The 16,144-nt window shown below is 61.0% G+C and carries 15 protein-coding genes and 1 pseudogene; 15 read left to right on the forward strand and 1 reads right to left on the reverse strand.

The window, feature by feature from the left end:
• From RR842_RS06680 to RR842_RS06725, 10 genes are all read left to right on the forward strand, one after another.
• Positions 1-505: molecular chaperone TorD family protein (locus RR842_RS06680; protein ID WP_332729300.1), on the forward strand; the 505-nt coding region annotated here is incomplete at its 5' end.
• An 84-nt stretch (positions 506-589) separates the two neighbouring features.
• Positions 590-2,266, forward strand: coding sequence for an Ada metal-binding domain-containing protein (locus RR842_RS06685; RefSeq protein WP_332511808.1), 1,677 nt, complete (start codon positions 590-592; stop codon positions 2,264-2,266).
• A 27-nt stretch (positions 2,267-2,293) separates the two neighbouring features.
• On the forward strand, positions 2,294-2,824 hold the full coding sequence (locus tag RR842_RS06690) for a methylated-DNA--[protein]-cysteine S-methyltransferase (RefSeq protein WP_332517784.1): 531 nt from the start codon (positions 2,294-2,296) through the stop codon (positions 2,822-2,824).
• A gap of 240 nt (positions 2,825-3,064) precedes the next feature.
• Entirely contained in the window at positions 3,065-3,832 is a 768-nt protein-coding gene (locus RR842_RS06695) for a TRIC cation channel family protein (protein ID WP_332511806.1), read from the forward strand.
• 104 nt (positions 3,833-3,936) lie between these two features.
• A complete protein-coding gene (locus tag RR842_RS06700; protein WP_332511804.1) occupies positions 3,937-4,245 on the forward strand; it encodes a hypothetical protein in 309 nt (102 codons plus the stop codon).
• Complete coding sequence (locus RR842_RS06705; RefSeq protein ID WP_332553203.1) at positions 4,215-4,688, forward strand: PIN domain-containing protein; 474 nt, start codon at positions 4,215-4,217, stop codon at positions 4,686-4,688. Before RR842_RS06700 ends, RR842_RS06705 begins: the two co-directional genes overlap by 31 nt.
• A gap of 156 nt (positions 4,689-4,844) precedes the next feature.
• Positions 4,845-5,591, forward strand: a complete 747-nt coding sequence (gene rlmB, locus RR842_RS06710; RefSeq protein ID WP_332511802.1) for a 23S rRNA (guanosine(2251)-2'-O)-methyltransferase RlmB — start codon at positions 4,845-4,847, stop codon at positions 5,589-5,591.
• A gap of 8 nt (positions 5,592-5,599) precedes the next feature.
• Positions 5,600-6,139 carry an NYN domain-containing protein gene (locus tag RR842_RS06715; RefSeq protein WP_332511800.1) on the forward strand — a complete coding sequence of 180 codons (540 nt, stop codon included), beginning with the start codon at positions 5,600-5,602 and terminating at the stop codon, positions 6,137-6,139.
• A gap of 288 nt (positions 6,140-6,427) precedes the next feature.
• On the forward strand, positions 6,428-7,120 hold the full coding sequence (locus RR842_RS06720) for a helix-turn-helix transcriptional regulator (protein WP_332565200.1): 693 nt from the start codon (positions 6,428-6,430) through the stop codon (positions 7,118-7,120).
• Between the two features lie 12 nt (positions 7,121-7,132).
• Positions 7,133-7,993 carry a DUF4097 family beta strand repeat-containing protein gene (locus RR842_RS06725; RefSeq protein WP_332729301.1) on the forward strand — a complete coding sequence of 287 codons (861 nt, stop codon included), beginning with the start codon at positions 7,133-7,135 and terminating at the stop codon, positions 7,991-7,993.
• Positions 7,994-8,082: 89 nt separating this feature from the next.
• Here RR842_RS06725 and RR842_RS06730 read toward each other — a convergent pair whose 3' ends face one another.
• Complete coding sequence (locus RR842_RS06730) at positions 8,083-8,685, reverse strand: sensor domain-containing diguanylate cyclase (protein ID WP_332729302.1); 603 nt, start codon at positions 8,683-8,685, stop codon at positions 8,083-8,085.
• 228 nt (positions 8,686-8,913) lie between these two features.
• Between RR842_RS06730 and RR842_RS06735 the strand changes: the two genes are divergently transcribed.
• The 5 genes and pseudogenes from RR842_RS06735 to RR842_RS06755 all read left to right on the forward strand — a co-directional run.
• A complete protein-coding gene (locus RR842_RS06735; protein WP_332729303.1) occupies positions 8,914-9,819 on the forward strand; it encodes a phosphatidylglycerol lysyltransferase domain-containing protein in 906 nt (301 codons plus the stop codon).
• Positions 9,820-10,000: 181 nt separating this feature from the next.
• Positions 10,001-10,510, forward strand: coding sequence for a hypothetical protein (locus RR842_RS06740; protein WP_332729304.1), 510 nt, complete (start codon positions 10,001-10,003; stop codon positions 10,508-10,510).
• Positions 10,511-10,514: 4 nt separating this feature from the next.
• Positions 10,515-11,042 (forward strand): hypothetical protein, encoded by a 528-nt coding sequence (locus tag RR842_RS06745; RefSeq protein ID WP_332511792.1) that lies wholly within the window; start codon positions 10,515-10,517, stop codon positions 11,040-11,042.
• A 318-nt stretch (positions 11,043-11,360) separates the two neighbouring features.
• Positions 11,361-14,900: a DNA-directed RNA polymerase subunit beta gene (locus RR842_RS06750; RefSeq protein WP_332511790.1), complete on the forward strand. Its 3,540-nt coding sequence runs from the start codon at positions 11,361-11,363 to the stop codon at positions 14,898-14,900.
• Positions 14,901-16,144 (forward strand): annotated as a pseudogene (locus RR842_RS06755) (DNA-directed RNA polymerase subunit beta'); the annotation flags it as partial. It abuts the gene before it with no gap.

Consider the following 16,144-nt stretch of genomic DNA (forward strand, 5'->3'; position numbering starts at 1 on the left):
CTACGCGGACCGGGCGGCTCCGCTCGGCGAAGAGGCCGCCGCAGAGCAGGTTGCCGTAGAGTACACGCGCCTGTTCGTAGGCCCGCCGTCTCCGGCAGCCCCTCCGTGGGAGACATTCTACCGCTCCGAGGGCGTGACCGTCGGCTTCGGCGAGGCGACGTTCCGGATGCGCGAGCTGCTGCGTGCGGTGGGGCTCGAGGTGCGCAACGACAACAACCAGTACGAAGACCACCTGGGTATTGAGTTGCTGTACCTGTCGGTGCTCTGTGCGCGGGTCTTTGTGGGCGATGATGAGAGTGTGGGGCGGGCGCGCTGTGCTCAGGTTGCTGGGGACGGTCCGGTGGGCTCGGAGCAGGTGAGGGAATTCATAGAGGAGCATCCTCTGAACTGGGTCGGTGCTTTCCGCGATCGCGTTGCCGAAACTTTCCCGGAGGGTTATTTCTGCCACGTGCTCACGCTTGCCGAGCGCATATTGGCGTGGCAGCGCGCTTCGGCGATCGGCTAGCTTGCATGTCCGAAAACGGCTAGCATCTCATCGCGGGGTGTGGTTTCATGAGTGCCGGAGATAATCGTGCGAAAGGATGCGCTCATGGTGGACGGGCAGGGGGAAGAGGTCGTTTCGTCCGTCGCGTTCATGGGTGCGATGCTGCCCGACGACGATACGTGCTGGGCGGCTTTACGCGCCCATGACGCGCGGTTCGACGGGCTGTTCTTCGTCGGCGTCAGGTCGACCGGCATCTACTGCCGTGCGGTGTGCCCGGCCAAGATGCCGAAACGCGAGAACTGCACGTTCTTCCGCAGTGCGGCGCAGGCAGAGGCTGCGGGCTTTCGTCCCTGTCTCAAGTGCCGTCCCGAGCTGGCTCCCGGCGCGCCCCTTGCGTCCGATACCGACCAGGTCGTTCAGCGTGCTGCTGCGATCATCCGCGAGCATGCGGGTTCTTGTCGCGTGGCCGACATCTCGTCACAGCTGGGATTGTCCGAGCGGCAGTTGCGCCGCCTGTTCGAGCGCACGTTCGGTGTGACGCCGACGGCTTATCGCACCACTTGCCGCCTTCTTTTGGCGAAGAGCCTGCTCACCGATACCGACTTGCCGGTAACGCGCGTTGCCTACGCTTGCGGGTTCTCGTCGGTGCGTCGCTTCAACGACGCGTTCTTGGAGAACTACCGCATGCCTCCTAGCCGCTTTCGCGCGAAAGCGGCCGAGGGGGCGACGCGTGTTTGTGCGGGTCCCATTGTCTTGCATATCGGCTATCGTCCTCCGTATCGGTTTGACCTGCTGCTCGATTTCCTGCGTCTGCGCTCCATCGCGGGTGTCGAGGCGGTCGAGGGGGGAGCATATATGCGCACGGTGCGCTTAAGCGGATCGTCGTATGTCCTCGACCCTGCGCGTGAAACTGCACCGCTAGCCCCGGACGACGGCCTTCTCTCCCTGGCTTGCGAAGCTTCGCTGAGCCAGGTCGGAGAGGTGGGCGCGCGGTCGCGCATCGGCTGGATCAAGGTTGCTGACGACCCTACGCGCAATCGCCTTGCCCTCACGGTGTCACCCGAGCTGTTCGGCGACTTGCCGTTGGTGGTGGCTCGCGTCCGCCGTCTTTTCGACGCTGACTGCTTGCCCGCGGTGGTGGAGGCGGGCCTTGCCGACTTCCACGCACGGGTGCCTGCGGCCAGTCGTATTCCCGGCATCAGGCTTCCCTGCAGCTTCGACGGTTTCGAGATGGCCGTGCGTGCCATCCTGGGTCAGCAGGTTACGGTGAAGGCTGCCGGCACCATGGCGGGCCGCGTGGCGGCGGCCTTCGGCACGCCCATGCAGACGCCGCATGCTGCGCTTACGACGGCGTTCCCGTCGCCCGCAGCATTCTGCGCGCCTGACGCGGCCGAGCGCCTAGGGCAGCTGGGCGTCATCGCGCAGCGCGCGCGGGCTATCTGCACGCTGGCGCGTTCCCTCTGCTCAGGTGAGGTGACGCTCAAGCCCGGTGCCGACCTCGAGGCCGAAGCCCGCGCGCTTGCCGCGATCCCTGGTATCGGGGATTGGACGGTGCAGTACCTGCTTATGCGCGCCTACGGGCATCCCGACGCGTTTCCTGCCACCGACTTGGGGGTGAAGAACGCGTTTCCCGGCCTCAAGCCGCGCGAACTGGCCCGGCTGTCCGAGGCTTGGAGCCCCTGGCGTTCTTACGCCGTCATGTCGCTGTGGTCGGCGCCGCACGACCCCGCAGCATCGACAGGCGAGCCGGATGCCGTAAAGCGTTCTCTCCCTTCCGCGTAGCAATCTCTCAACGATAGGAGCACCTCCATGGACTACCTCGACACCTTTGCCTCGCCCGTCGGGCCCCTTACGGTTGCCAGCGACGGCGACGCTCTCGTGGGACTTTGGCTCGACGGGCAGAAGTATTTCGAATCGACGCTCGGGGCATTTGAGCAGTGCCCCGATCTTCCGGTGCTCACGCAAGCGCGCGCATGGCTCGACCGTTACTTTGCGGGCGAGGAGCCCGGCCCCATCCCGGCGGTCGCCCCGCGCGGTACGGCGTTTCGCCAGCGCGTATGGGCGATGCTCGCCGACATCCCCTACGGGAAGCTCGTGACGTACGGCGAATTAGCCCAGCGCATCGCGGAGCAGACAGGCTCGCGCACGTCCGCCCGCGCGGTCGGGGGAGCGGTGGGGCACAACCCGATTTCGATCATCCTGCCCTGTCACCGCGTCGTAGGCTCGGGCGGCAGCTTGACGGGCTACGCCGGCGGTTTGCAGAAGAAGATCGCTTTGTTGAAGCTCGAGGGCGTCGATCTTGGCGGCCTGACGATTCCCACGAAGGGCACGGCGCTGTAAAGGACCGTTCTTTGCTGCGCCGTTTCGGCTCTTGCCTCAGTGCTGTCGCGTTCGCGCAAGAAGCACCCTCCTTCGCAATCAACCCGCATCTGCTTTTTCTTAATGCCCGCGCCCCGCTCCTCCCCGCGTCTTCGCGAGGTGGGATCGGGGCGCTATAATGCGTTGGGTTGTACGGCGCGGATGGCTGGGTATCGATGTCGCCGCTCTGCCGTGTCAAACGATTGTGGGATGGAGGCGTGCATGGACATCGTGGGGTTCATCGGCTCAGCATTCGCTGAAGGACAGGCGCTCACGGTACCGTGGGGGATCGACTACTTCTCTGTCGTCGTGGGCGTGCTCACGGGCGCGCTGTTCGCGTGCGATCGTAAGCTCGACATCATTGGTACCGTCGTTTTGGGGTTGCTGACGGGCTACGGCGGCGGCATCATCCGCGATACGCTCATGCAGGGCACGGGCGTGTATTTCACGTCCCATCCCGACTTGGTGGTCATCTGCATAATCATCTGCGTGTTCGTGTTCTACTTCCGGGGGCTGTTCAAGCATCTCGATGCTACGGTGTTTTTTGCCGATGCCTTGTCGGTAGGCTTGTTCGCACTGGCTGGAGCGAGCAAGGCCTTCGCGTTCGGCGAGGGTTTCGTGCTCTGTGTGATACTGGGTGCCATCACGGCGGTGGGCGGAGGTGCGGTGCGCGATATCTGCGTGGGGGAGACGCCTGGCATCTTCCGGCAATCAAACTTCTATGCAGTGGCGGGCCTTGGCGGGGCGCTTTTGTTCGTCGTGCTGGCCTATGCGGGGTGCCCGCTGCCCCTTGCGGGCGTGGCGTGCGTGTTCGTCGTCGTGTTCCTGCGCTATTGGAGCGTGTACTTCGATTGGAAGACCCGCCCCGAAGCCGACTTGACACCGCATGTTGCACGTGGTGTCGGTTCGGTGAGGAGGTTGATTTCCGGCGTGTTCCTGCAAGGTGGGGCTCGCATGGCGAAGCGCAAGCGCCGCAAGGACAAGCAGTAGGCGGCTTGAGTAGTCTAGAGGAGGCCTAGGTGAACTTAGCAACAGGTTGCATTACGTAATGCAACCTGTTATGATCGTGAAAAGCAAAAATGAAAGGAGGCCTCATGCCAGCCATGGCTACATTGAACGTACGTCTGCCTGAAGACTTGAAGGAGCGCGGGATGCAAGTTCTCTCGCGAGAGGGCGTGAGCGTGTCGAAAGTGGTGCGTGATCTCTTCTGCCAACTGGAGGAAACCCAGGAGATACCGACGTTTCTGAAAGATTCAGCGCTGTCGGAGCGGGAGGAAATTCGCCGGAAGCGCGAGTTGCTGCGGTCGATGGTCGGCATAGTATCCGTCCCTCCTGATTTCGATTATCGTGAAGAACGCCGCAAGTATCTTGAATGGAAGCATCGACCTGGTGTTCGCATATGAAAGTGCTGTTCGACGTCAACGTCGTTATCGACATCTGGGGGAGCACCGACGATTTTGCCGAGTCGTACCAAGCATTCGATATCGCCTTGTTCAAGAATTTTGAGCCGTGCGTTACTTCGAGCATGGCCCCAAGCATCGTGTACTTGCTTTCTGCGCGCAAGTACCTGCCGCGCAAGGAGTCGCGCGATGCCTTCGGGTCGATAATGGAGATTGCCGAAACCCTGGATGTGATCGACGCGGATTGTCGCTGCGCCCGCGAAAGCGATATGGCGGATTTCGAGGATGCTTTGATAGCCTACACGGCTAAGCGCCACGAAGTCGATTTCATCGTCACGCGTAACAAGGCCGACTTCGCCCATTCCCCGGTTCCGGCCATGACGCCTGCAGAATTCGTCGGTCTGTACCGTCCAACCTGCTTGGAATATGAAATGGTCGATTTTTAGCGCTCCGGCGTCATAGGTGTCGTGCGCATTCGCGCTGATTTTATCGGTGCATCCATGCAACTCGGTGCCTCGTGGTACACTTTCCAACCGAATATGAACTCCGATGCGCAGGGCATGTACCGAATAGCACGCCACTTCTGCGGAAAGCGAATACCAATGGCAGATTACATCGAGGGCAAGCGTCCCGTCATCGAGGCCCTGCGCACGCAGGTGCCCATGAAGCGCGTACTTCTGGCCGACAACACGAAACGCGACAGCCTGGTAGAGGACATTCTGCGCAAGGCCAAACGCTTCGACGTTCCTGTCGTCACCGTGCCGCGCAAGGAGCTGGAAGAGAAGTCCGCTCGCGGCAGCCATCAAGGCGTCATGGCCGAGGCGAAGCCCTTCGGCTACGTCGATATCACACAGATCGAGGCCGCAGCGGCCTCTTACGCCGACAGCCATGATGGCCGTGCGATCGTGATTATCCTGGACCATCTGACCGATGCGGGCAACTTGGGTGCCATCGCCCGCAGTGCCGAGGTTGTGGGTGCTAGCGGCATCGTCATCCCGAACAAGCGCAGCGCGCGAGTGGATGCCTCCACCTACAAGAGCTCGGCGGGTGCCATCGCGCATCTTCCCGTGGCGCAGGTGCCGAACCTTATCCAGGTCATGGCGCGCCTCAAGGAACGCGGCTTCTGGATTGCCGGGGCGAGCGAGCATGCCGAAGATGTTATCTGGAAGTCGAACCTGAAGGGCAAGATCGCGCTCGTCATGGGCAACGAGGCGGAAGGGCTCTCCCGCGTGGTGAAGGAAAGTTGCGACTTCTTGGTGAAGCTGCCTATTGAGGGCGAAGTGGCCTCCCTGAACGTAGCGCAGGCTTCCACGGCGTGTATGTACGAATGGCTTCGCCAAAACTCGTAGGTTGAATTGTGGCTAGCCAGCGAAAAAAACTGCTTCTCGTCGACGGGTACAACGTGTTGCGCTCCGGTAGTCGCTATCAGCGCATCACGGGTCCCGATTACACCGACGACACTTTCAACACTGCCCGCGAGACGCTCATCAATGATGTGGTGAACTACGCCGGCCGCGATTGGCGTGCTATCGTCGTGTTCGACGGCGCGCGCAATGCGTTCTCCACGGGCGATATCCAGACAGTGGGGGGCGTGCGCATCATGTTCTCGCCGGCTGGACAGTCGGCCGACAAGGTTATCGAGAAGCTGGCCCACGACGCGCGCGAGCGTCAGGTGGAGACGCTTGTCGTTACGAGCGACGCTACCATCCAGGATACCGTCTTTGGCTTCGGCGTGGACCGCATGAGTGCTGACGGTTTCTCCCGCGAACTGGGTATGCACTACGAAGAGGCCCGCCTTGACGACACTCCGAAGGTGGCCGAGAAGAACACTGTGGCTTCTCGCATCGACCCTGCTACCTTGGCCAAACTCAAAGCCTTGCGCGACCACATGCGCTAGAGGCGTATGCTGGCAGGTAGTTGGGAGCGCGTGCGGATGCCCTCGTATCGGTCGCGCTGTCCCAGGCTTTCGATGATCCATACCGTGATTTGCTCGCAGGGGGGACCATGACAAATGTCACTGCTTTTCAATCCTCTCTATCAAAATCCCTTCTCACACGCATACGCAACCGCCGGTTGCGTAAAATGCTTACCAGACTTGCTGGTGCAACCGCTCATGCGACCGTACCTTTGAATCCGTGGACGAAAGAGAAAAGTTATGGCTCAAGCAACACGGAAGGGATCTTTCATGAACGTGGAAATCGCCCGGCGTCTCGCCGAGATGCGTCGCGACAAGGGATACAGCCAAGAGGAGCTAGCCGAGAGTCTGGGTCTCTCACGCCAGGCGGTGTCGAAGTGGGAGCGCGCGGAATCCTCGCCCGATACGGGGAACCTTATCGCGCTTGCCAAGCTATACGGCATCACCTTAGATGAGCTGCTGCGCGTCGACGACGATATTGCCGACGATGTGAAGTTCGAAGCGCGAGACAAGACGGAAAGCACCGAAGCTCAGGCGCGTACTGCTGTCGAAGTGGCAAGCGCTGCTGCCCAGGCAGCCGCCCGGGCCGCTGCCGCAGCCGCTACGGCGCAAGCGCAGTCGGCCGAACAGGCAAAGGCTGCCACTCAGGCAGCCTCGCGCGCTGCTGCCCAGGTGGCTGCCGCGACGCAGGCCCAAGCGACCGAACAGACAAAGGCTGCCGAACAAGGGGCTGTGCCCCCGCCGCCTGCCGGCTACCAGCAGCAGCCCTACGGCCAGCCCGCGCCGAGCAAGAAAAACGGTCCTTGGATGACATTCCCATACCCTGTCCTGTGTGTGGTGGTGTTCCTTCTTTCGGGCTTCTTCTTTGGTGTCTGGCACCCTGCCTGGGTGGTCTTCCTTACCATTCCGTCGTACTACTGGATCGCGCACATCATCGAAAACGATCCGAACTACCGGAAATAGGAGGGCGGACGTATGGCGAAGCTTACTTCTCAATCGTATGTGAAGATTGCGCTTGTCGTTCTGCTTACCCTGGCGTTGTTCGGCGTACTCGGTTTCGGCAGCTGTTCTTCGTGGAGGTTCTGGCATCCGGGAGGTGCCGGCCAGATGTTAGGGAGCACAAGCGTCGAAGCAACCAGCATCAGAAATATCGAAATAGACTGGGCAGCCGGTTCGGCAAGCGTGGCCGTGGGCGAGGGCGAGGGCAATGAGATAGAACTCGTCGAAACATCCAACGGCTCGCTGTCGAAGGCGCAGTCCCTGCGCTGGTCGGTGACGGGCGATACGTTGAAGGTCGATTACGGCAGCGGATGGTCTTGCATGAGCCTAGCTTCCAAGCACCTTGAGGTGCGCGTGCCGAAGTCGCTTGCGGCGAGCATGGGCCTCTTGAGCATCGACGGCGCATCCGGCGACTACGCGGTAGACGGCATTTCCTGCGACAAGCTGCAAGTCCAGCTCGCTTCGGGCAAGCTGGACGCGCAGGGCGTGCGGGCGCGCCAGCTCGACCTGGACGCAGCCAGCGGCACGATGCGCGTGCGGGGCGTGTTCGCCGAGAGTGTGCGTACGAACGTGGCTTCAGGCAAGGCTGAGGTTACCTGCGAAAGCACGTGCCCGAAAACCATCAGCGCCGACATGGCCAGCGGGAACGTGAGCATGACTATTCCTGAAAACGATGGGTTCACCTTAAAGGCCGACTGTGTCTCGGGCAGCTACAGCTTCCGCAATACGTTTGAGGTAGTGGAGGAGGGTGAGAACATCTATCGCTACAAAGACGGAGGCATTCCTATCAACCTTACTATAATAAGTGGCAACTTCCAGCTTGAAAAGGGTGTGTAAACGGGTTGCTGCTTCTTCTCGTACCTGCTTATCCCCGGCTTATCCCCAGTGACCCGGCCATGCTGCGGGGTCACTGGAATTCGTCGCTCTTAGTGCTCGAAGTTCGCCGACCAGAGGCAGCAGCGTGACTTGCCCGCGCGTTTCGCTGCGTAAAGAGCGGCGTCTCCCTGCTTGATAAGGGAATCGATGGGCAGGTCGAGGTCCTCCGTGCTTGCGATGCCGGCGCTTCCCGTGACCTCCCACGGACTCTCGGCTGCCTCGAAGTGGCCCTTCAGGGCTGCCAAGAACGCCTGTGCCTGCTCTTCAACCACCTCGAGCGGACGGTCGTCGATGACGGTTACGATAAATTCGTCCCCACCCATGCGTACTACGGTGTCGCGCGGAAATGACTGGGCGAGCAGCGTGCTTGTTGCGATGAGCACTGTGTCGCCGGCTTGGTGGCCGTAGCGGTCGTTGATGCCTTTGAAGTCGTCAAGGTCGAGGTAGAGCAGGGTGATCCGGATGCTTTTGCATGAACCGAGGTATTCGTAGAGGTAGCGCCGATTGTACAAGCCGGTAAGCACGCGCCGCCGCCACTGGTCGAAATTGCCGCCGAGCACTTCTTCTCGCGCGACGCAGAAATACTCTTCGGTCTTTGCGTTGACGTTGAGCACCGTCCCGTCGTTGTTAAGGACGATTACAGCGAAGGGCATGGCGTTGATGAGGATGTTCAGGACACTTCACCAGGTGATTCACCTCATGAGGCGATACGTCGCCCCCCCCGTTATCCGGCGTAGCATACACGTCGTTGCAAAGGCGGCTTTGGGTGTGAGGAACCCTGAACGACAAGGCCGCTATCGCCTATACATAGGAGGCAGAGTTGCCGCTCCCTGCATCGACTGCCATAATAGGTGCCCTCACCTCGACGGAATGTGTGGCGTATGGAATTCAGATCTTTGCAGGTGGCGGACAAGGATGCCGTCGATAACGTGCTTGCGCCCCTGCGGCGCAACGACTCCACGCTGGGGTGGGCTAACCTGTACTCGCTGCAAGAGAAGTACGGCCTGGAAATCTGTCTTGAAGGCGGAATGCTCTACGTGCGGCAGACGCGGCGCCTGCCGCACGCGACGGCGTATTTCCTGCCGCTTGGTGGTGCCGACCTTGTGCGCGAGGCGGCAGGGCTTGTCGATGAGGTGTGTCGTGCGGGCGGTCCCTTCTGCTTCGTCGGCATCACGCCGCAGGAAAAGCAACGGCTGGAGGTCGGGGCTCCCGGTGCCTATTCGTTCACGTCCGACCGCGCCTTCGCCGACTACCTGTACCGCACCGAGGACCTTGCTGCTTACGCCGGCCCGGGCCTTGCGAAAAAGCGTCGCGAGGTGAACAAGTTCCATCAGCTCTACGGCGCTTCCGGCATCGTTTTCGAGCCGATCGGGCTTGCTCATCTCGATGAGCTGCGCGCGTTCCAGCAGCGCTGGTTCGAGAGCAGCCGCCGCCGCGGTACCGATGAACATCCGCTGGAGCTAGAACATCGCAAGATCCTGCTGGATTTGGACCACTTCCGGGAACTCGACCTCGAGGGTATCCTCATGCGCATCGGCTCGCAGGTAGAGGGTTATGCCTACGGCAGCCTGCTTCCTGGCGGTGCCTTCGACGTCATGGTGCTGAAGGGCAACCTGGACTATCGCTATATCTGGCGCGTCCTTTTGCGCGAGCAGGCAGGTGCCGTCCTCGGCCGCGCCCCGTACCTCAACCTCGAAGAGGACCTGGGCTTTCCCGGTATGCGCGAGAATAAGATGAGCTATCAGCCCTGCGCTTTGCTCGAGAAGTTCATCGCCACCCCGCGCTAGTATCGGTGTGCTGCACATGGATCGATGCGCCCTGCGAACACCTGCACGGTGTGTCCGTGGGTGCGTAAAGCACCTAAAGCAGATAGATAAAGCAGATACCCCTTAATCGGCGCACGTGCTTAGATGCAAAGCTCTTATTGTGCTACAATTTGTAGCACAATACTGATCGAAGGAGCGTGACATGAAAAGTAAGCCTATCGGTATACGGTTCGATCCGGCAGAGCTTGAATGCATCGAGTCTTTTGCCAAAAGTCACGGTGCCACGTTTTCGGAAGTTGTGCGCAAGGGGGCGGTTGCTTATGTGCGTGACGCAGATGCCGACCGCCTGTCTCTTTCCGAGGTAGCATCCGCTGGCGTCGGCGAGGACACAACACTTTTATTTTCGCAGTTCCTCGACGATTTCCGCCATGCTCGGGACAAAGCGCGCCTTATCGAGAAGGAGCCGCAGTGGAGTGGTGACAACGAGGGCCGGTGGCCCTACGATTTGGCGGCAACGGCACACAAGCTTGCTCACGATCACGGTCTTCCCGTTCCTGCATGGGCGCTGCGTGACACGTATGTGGCACCCGAGCCCTTCTACGCGTTCAATACGCAAGACCCCGAATTCCGCGAATATTTAGAGCAGACCACTCCACGCGAGTTTAAATCCCATAATCTTTTTCTTGGTGAAAATATCTTGAGCAGGGCGTGATTGCATGTTGTCTAAAGATGATATTGAGCGCTATCTCGAGGAGATATCCCGTGCGATGGAGCACGAGGGTATACGTGGCGAAATTGTTCTGTGTGGGGGTGCTGTCATGACGATGGTCTATGATGCCCGCCCCTCCACTAAAGATATCGACGCCCTCTTCGAGCCTGCGGCAAAGATGCGTACGATTGCTGCAGAAATCGCTGAGCGTGATGGCCTTGAAAGCGATTGGCTCAACGATGGCGCTAAAGGCTTCATCGATACGTCTCGCATAGCGGTCGATACGGTTAGAGACTTCGGTGCTCTTCTCGTAAAAGCTCCCAATGCCCGGGGAATGCTGGCTCTCAAGCTGACCTCAGCACGCGAGGATAGTAAGGATGCAGCCGATGCCCTCTTTCTCATGGAGTACTTAGGCATCGAATCCGAGGAAGAGTTATTCGAAATTATCGAGCAGAATATTGCCCCACAACGTTTGACTCCACTAGCCGGTTTCTTCGCAAAAGAAATGTATCGGCACTACAGGGCGGCGCAGTAGAATTGTATAGTTCGTGCGACTGTTCTTGGTGATGGCGCCTGATGTTGTCGAAGTGCTCCAGCGAGAATACCGTCGCGGGTAGGTTGCTGCCGTGATCTTTGCAGCATCGCTGCTGTCTTCCCGAGCAGTCTTCGGGCCGTGTTTTGCAGCCTGCGGAAGAAAAAATCTGCCCCCTATTTCCCCAGTTAAAAGCCAAAATCAACAGCAAATGCACACAGTTTGTAAAAATTTTCCTTGACTCGGGCCATCTTCCGCAGTATCTTAGGAAATTGTGATTTTTTGCAGATTTACGGCTTCACTTGAAGGAGGAAAAGCCTCGTGGCTCACGCAAAAACAAGTGCCCCCACCAGCCTTTATAGGAACCGCAGAAGCTTCGCCAAGATTCCCGACGTCATGGACGTCCCGAACCTGATCGCCATCCAGACGGACAGTTTCGACTTTTTCATGGGCGAAGGTCTTGAGCATGCTTTCAAAGACATCAGCCCCATCGAGAACTCGACCAAGGACATGTGCGTCGAGTTCGGCAAGCACGAGTTCGGCGAGCCCAAGTACTCGGTTGACGAGTGCAAGGAGAAGGACGTCTCGTACCAGGCGCCGCTCTTCGTCGAGATCCGGTTCATCAACCGCGAGACTGGCGAGATCAAAGAGCAGGACGTGTTCATGGGCGACTTCCCGCTCATGACACCGCGCGGCACCTTCATCATCAACGGCACCGAGCGCGTGGTCGTGTCCCAGCTCGTACGCTCGCCCGGCGTGTACTTCGCCTCCGAGCGCGACAAGACATCCGACAAGACCATCTTCAACGCCAAGGTCATCCCGAGCCGCGGTGCGTGGCTCGAGTTTGAAACCGACAAGCGCGACATCCTCTCCGTGCGCATCGACCGCAAGCGCAAGCAGCCGGCAACGCTGCTCGTGCGCGCCCTCGGCCTGGCCGAGACCCGCGAGGAGATCATCGAGCTCTTGGGCGCCGATGAGATGGTGCTGCGCACGCTCGACCGCGACCCGGCTACTACCAAGGAAGAGTCGCTCATCGAGCTGTACAAGCGCTTCCGCCCCGGCGAGCCGCCCACCATCGACTCTGCCCGCACGCTGCTTGAGGGCCTGTTCTTTAACCCGCAGCGCTACGACCTGGCGAAGGTCGGCCGCTACAAGATCAACAAGAAGCTGGAATTCGATCCCGACTTCGAGGCTTCGACCCTCACCGATGACGACATCGTGAAGACGATGCAATATATCGTCGCGCTGCATGCCGGCACCGATGGCGCGCAAACCGACGACATCGACCACTTCGGCAACCGCCGCATCCGCACGGTGGGCGAGCTGATCCAGAACCAGTTCCGCATCGGCCTGTCCCGCATGGAGCGCGTCGTGCGCGAGCGCATGAGCATGCAGGAGCCCGACGAGATCACGCCGCAGTCCCTGGTGAACATCCGCCCCATCGTGGCATCCATCAAGGAGTTCTTCGGAAGCTCGCAGCTGTCGCAGTTCATGGACCAGACGAACCCCGCTGCCGGCATCACGCACAAGCGTCGCCTGTCGGCCCTCGGCCCGGGCGGCCTGTCCCGCGAGCGCGCCGGCTTCGAGGTGCGCGACGTCCACACGTCCCACTACGGCCGCATGTGCCCCATCGAGACGCCTGAAGGCCCGAACATCGGCCTCATCGGCTCGCTGGCAACCTATGCCCGCATCAATCCTTATGGCTTCATCGAGACGCCTTACCGCCGCATCGTCGACGGCCTCGTCACCGACACCATCGACTACCTCACGGCCGACGAGGAGGAGAAGTACACCATCGCCCAGGCCAACGAGACGTTCGACCTGGAAACGCGTCAGTTCGTCACCTACGCCGAGGACGGCTCGTTCACGGTGGACAAGAAGGTGCTCTGCCGTACGAAGGACGCCGACGGCGTGTTTGGCGAGCCCGACGAGGTGCCGCCCGCGCGCATCGACTACATGGACGTGTCGCCGCGCCAGATGGTATCCGTGGCCACCTCGCTCATCCCGTTCCTTGAGCACGACGACGCGAACCGCGCCCTCATGGGCTCGAACATGCAGCGTCAGGCCGTGCCGTTGCTGCGCCCCGACGCGCCCCTGGTCGGCACCGGCATCGAGCACCGCATCGCGGTTGATTCCGGCGAGATCCTCGTCGCCCAGAACTCGGGCGTCGTCGATTACGTCGACGGCCAGACCATCATCGTGCTGAACAATGGCGGCGAGTACGACGAGTACCTCATCCCCAAGTTCCAGCGCTCCAACCAGTCCGGCTGCATCAACCACCGCCCCCTTGTCCGCAAGGGCGACGAGGTGCAGAAGGGCGACGTGCTGGCTGACGGCCCGTCCTGCGACGGCGGCGAGCTGGCGCTCGGTCAGAACCTCATGGTGGCCTACATGCCATGGGAAGGCTACAACTACGAGGACGCCATCATCGTGTCCGAGCGCGTGGTGTCCGAAGACCTGCTCACGTCCATCCATATCTCGGAGTACGAGGTTGATGCGCGCGACACGAAGCTCGGCCCTGAGGAGATCACCCGCGAGATCCCGAACATCTCCGACGACATGATCTCCGACCTGGATGCCGACGGCATCATCCGCGTGGGCGCCGAGGTATTCCCGGGCGACGTGCTGGTGGGCAAGGTCACGCCCAAGGGCGAGACGGAGCTTACGGCCGAGGAGCGCCTGCTGCGCGCCATCTTCGGCGAGAAGGCTCGCGAGGTACGCGACACGTCGCTCAAGGTGCCTCACGGTTCTGGTGGCCGCGTCATCGGCATGAGCCGCTTCTCCCGCGCCGCCGGCGACGAGCTGGCTCCCGGCGTGAACGAGCTCGTGCGCATCTACGTAGCTCAGAAGCGTAAAGTTCAGCAGGGCGACAAGTTGTCCGGCCGCCACGGCAACAAGGGCGTTATCTCGCGCGTGCTGCCACTGGAGGACATGCCCTACTTGGCCGATGGCACCCCCATCGACGTTATCCTGAACCCGCTCGGCGTTCCCTCACGTATGAACGTGGGTCAGCTGCTGGAGAACCACCTGGGCTGGGCTGCGAAGTGGGGTTGGTCTGACGCTGAGAACACCACCGAGGTAGTAGAAGGCCCCATGCACGTGGCTACGCCCGTATTCGACGGTGCCACGGAAAAGGAGATCTCCGACGCCATCGAGAAGGCGAACCGCAACCTTATCAACATCAACCATGCCAAGTTCGGCGACCTGGCGCGCGACGAGTTCGTGCCCCAGCTGTCCCGCACCGGCAAGACGTGGCTCTACGACGGCCGCACGGGCGAGAAGTTCCGCGAGCCCATCACGGTTGGCCAGAGCTACATCCTGAAACTCGGCCACATGGTCGACGACAAGATCCACGCCCGCTCGACCGGCCCCTACAGCCTGATTACCCAGCAGCCGCTGGGCGGCAAGGCCCAGTTCGGCGGCCAGCGCTTCGGCGAGATGGAAGTGTGGGCGCTCTACGCCTACGGCGCGTCCAACGTGCTGCAGGAAATCCTCACCGTGAAGTCCGACGACACGGCCGGCCGTGTGAAGTCCTACGAGTCCATCGTCAAGGGCGAGAACATCCCGGCTGCCGAGGTACCCGAGAGCTTTAAGGTGCTGGTGAAGGAAATGAAGTCGCTCTGCCTGAACGTGGAGCTTGAGGGGCATGACCATCAAGCCATCGACGTGACCATGGGGTCCGAGAGTCAGGATGCTGGCGATCGTGCGCTGTTCGAGGCTATCGCGGCCGATGCGCGCAAGACGGAAGAGGACGCGGCGAATGCGCTCGACGACATCGCTGCCGAACTGGGAGAGCTGATGAGCGACGTCGTGGACGACAAAGATACGAACGACCTGATCGGTGAAGGAGAGGAGCGATAAATGACGACGGAATTCGACGTTAACAATTTCGACGCCCTGCGTATTTCGCTCGCCAGCGCCGAGGATGTGCGCAGCTGGTCGCGCGGCGAGGTGAAGAAGCCCGAGACCATCAACTACCGTACGCTCAAGCCCGAGAAAGACGGCTTGTTCTGCGAGAAGATCTTCGGCCCCACGAAGGACTGGGAGTGCGCTTGCGGCAAGTACAAGCGCGTGCGCTTCAAGGGCATCGTATGCGAGCGCTGCGGCGTCGAGGTGACGCGCAGCAAGGTTCGCCGTGAGCGCATGGGCCACATCGAGCTGGCCGCCCCGGTCAGCCATATTTGGTACTTCAAGGGTTCGCCTTCGCGTCTGGGCTACCTCTTGGATATCGCACCGAAAGAGTTGGAGAAGGTACTGTACTTCGCTTCTTCCATCATCACCTCGGTTGACAAAGCGGCCCGCGAGGAGGATGTGGACGAGCTGCGCGACGAGCTGGCGGCCGACCTCGAGGAGCTGGATGCCGAGCGCGATCGCCTCGTCGAGGCCACGCGCAAGCTGTCCACCAGCTACGTTCCCGAAGACGACGACTTCGTCGACGAGGTGGACGAAGACGAGCGCATGACGCCCGAGGAGGCCGACGAGGAAGTCGCCGACATCTACGAGGAGTTCAACGAGCGCAAGGCCCTGCGCCAGGATGCGTTCGACGCCTTCATGAAGATCGAGCCCAAGCAGCTCGTGCCCGACGAGGCCCTGTACCGCGAGATGCGCCTGAACTACCGCGACTACTTCACGGGCGGCATGGGCGCCGAGTCCGTGCGCGACCTGCTCGATGCCATGGATCTGGCCGTCGTGGCCGAGGAGCTGCGCGAGATCATTTCCACGGGCAAGGGCCAGAAGCGCGCCAAGGCCATCAAGCGCCTGAAGGTGGCCGACGCGTTCTTGAAGTCCACCAACAAGCCCGGCGACATGGTCCTCGACGTTATCCCGGTTATCCCGCCTGATTTGCGCCCCATGGTGCAGCTTGACGGCGGCCGTTTCGCCACGTCGGACCTGAACGACCTGTACCGCCGCGTCATCAACCGCAACAACCGCTTGAAGCGTCTGCTGGACCTGGGCGCTCCTGAGATCATCGTCAACAACGAGAAGCGCATGCTGCAGGAAGCCGTCGACAGCCTGTTCGACAACGGCCGCCGCGGCCGCCCCGTCACGGGCCCGGGCAACCGTCCGCTGAAGTCGCTCTCCGACATGCTCAAGGGCAAGCAGGG

It is taken from the genome of Gordonibacter sp., assembly GCF_036667095.1.
Lineage (GTDB): Bacteria > Actinomycetota > Coriobacteriia > Coriobacteriales > Eggerthellaceae > Gordonibacter.

Excerpts from the sequence above, each read along its gene's own strand:
- RR842_RS06685 (WP_332511808.1), top strand. The coding sequence starts at position 590 with ATGGTGGACGGGCAGGGGGAAGAGGTCGTTTCGTCCGTCGCGTTCATG.
- RR842_RS06690 (WP_332517784.1), top strand. The coding sequence starts at position 2,294 with ATGGACTACCTCGACACCTTTGCCTCGCCCGTCGGGCCCCTTACGGTT.
- RR842_RS06695 (WP_332511806.1), top strand. The coding sequence starts at position 3,065 with ATGGACATCGTGGGGTTCATCGGCTCAGCATTCGCTGAAGGACAGGCG.
- RR842_RS06700 (WP_332511804.1), top strand. The coding sequence starts at position 3,937 with ATGCCAGCCATGGCTACATTGAACGTACGTCTGCCTGAAGACTTGAAG.
- RR842_RS06705 (WP_332553203.1), top strand. The coding sequence starts at position 4,215 with ATGGAAGCATCGACCTGGTGTTCGCATATGAAAGTGCTGTTCGACGTC.
- rlmB (WP_332511802.1), top strand. The coding sequence starts at position 4,845 with ATGGCAGATTACATCGAGGGCAAGCGTCCCGTCATCGAGGCCCTGCGC.
- RR842_RS06720 (WP_332565200.1), top strand. The coding sequence starts at position 6,428 with ATGAACGTGGAAATCGCCCGGCGTCTCGCCGAGATGCGTCGCGACAAG.
- RR842_RS06725 (WP_332729301.1), top strand. The coding sequence starts at position 7,133 with ATGGCGAAGCTTACTTCTCAATCGTATGTGAAGATTGCGCTTGTCGTT.
- RR842_RS06730 (WP_332729302.1), bottom strand. The coding sequence starts at position 8,685 with ATGCCCTTCGCTGTAATCGTCCTTAACAACGACGGGACGGTGCTCAAC.
- RR842_RS06735 (WP_332729303.1), top strand. The coding sequence starts at position 8,914 with ATGGAATTCAGATCTTTGCAGGTGGCGGACAAGGATGCCGTCGATAAC.
- RR842_RS06740 (WP_332729304.1), top strand. The coding sequence starts at position 10,001 with ATGAAAAGTAAGCCTATCGGTATACGGTTCGATCCGGCAGAGCTTGAA.
- RR842_RS06745 (WP_332511792.1), top strand. The coding sequence starts at position 10,515 with ATGTTGTCTAAAGATGATATTGAGCGCTATCTCGAGGAGATATCCCGT.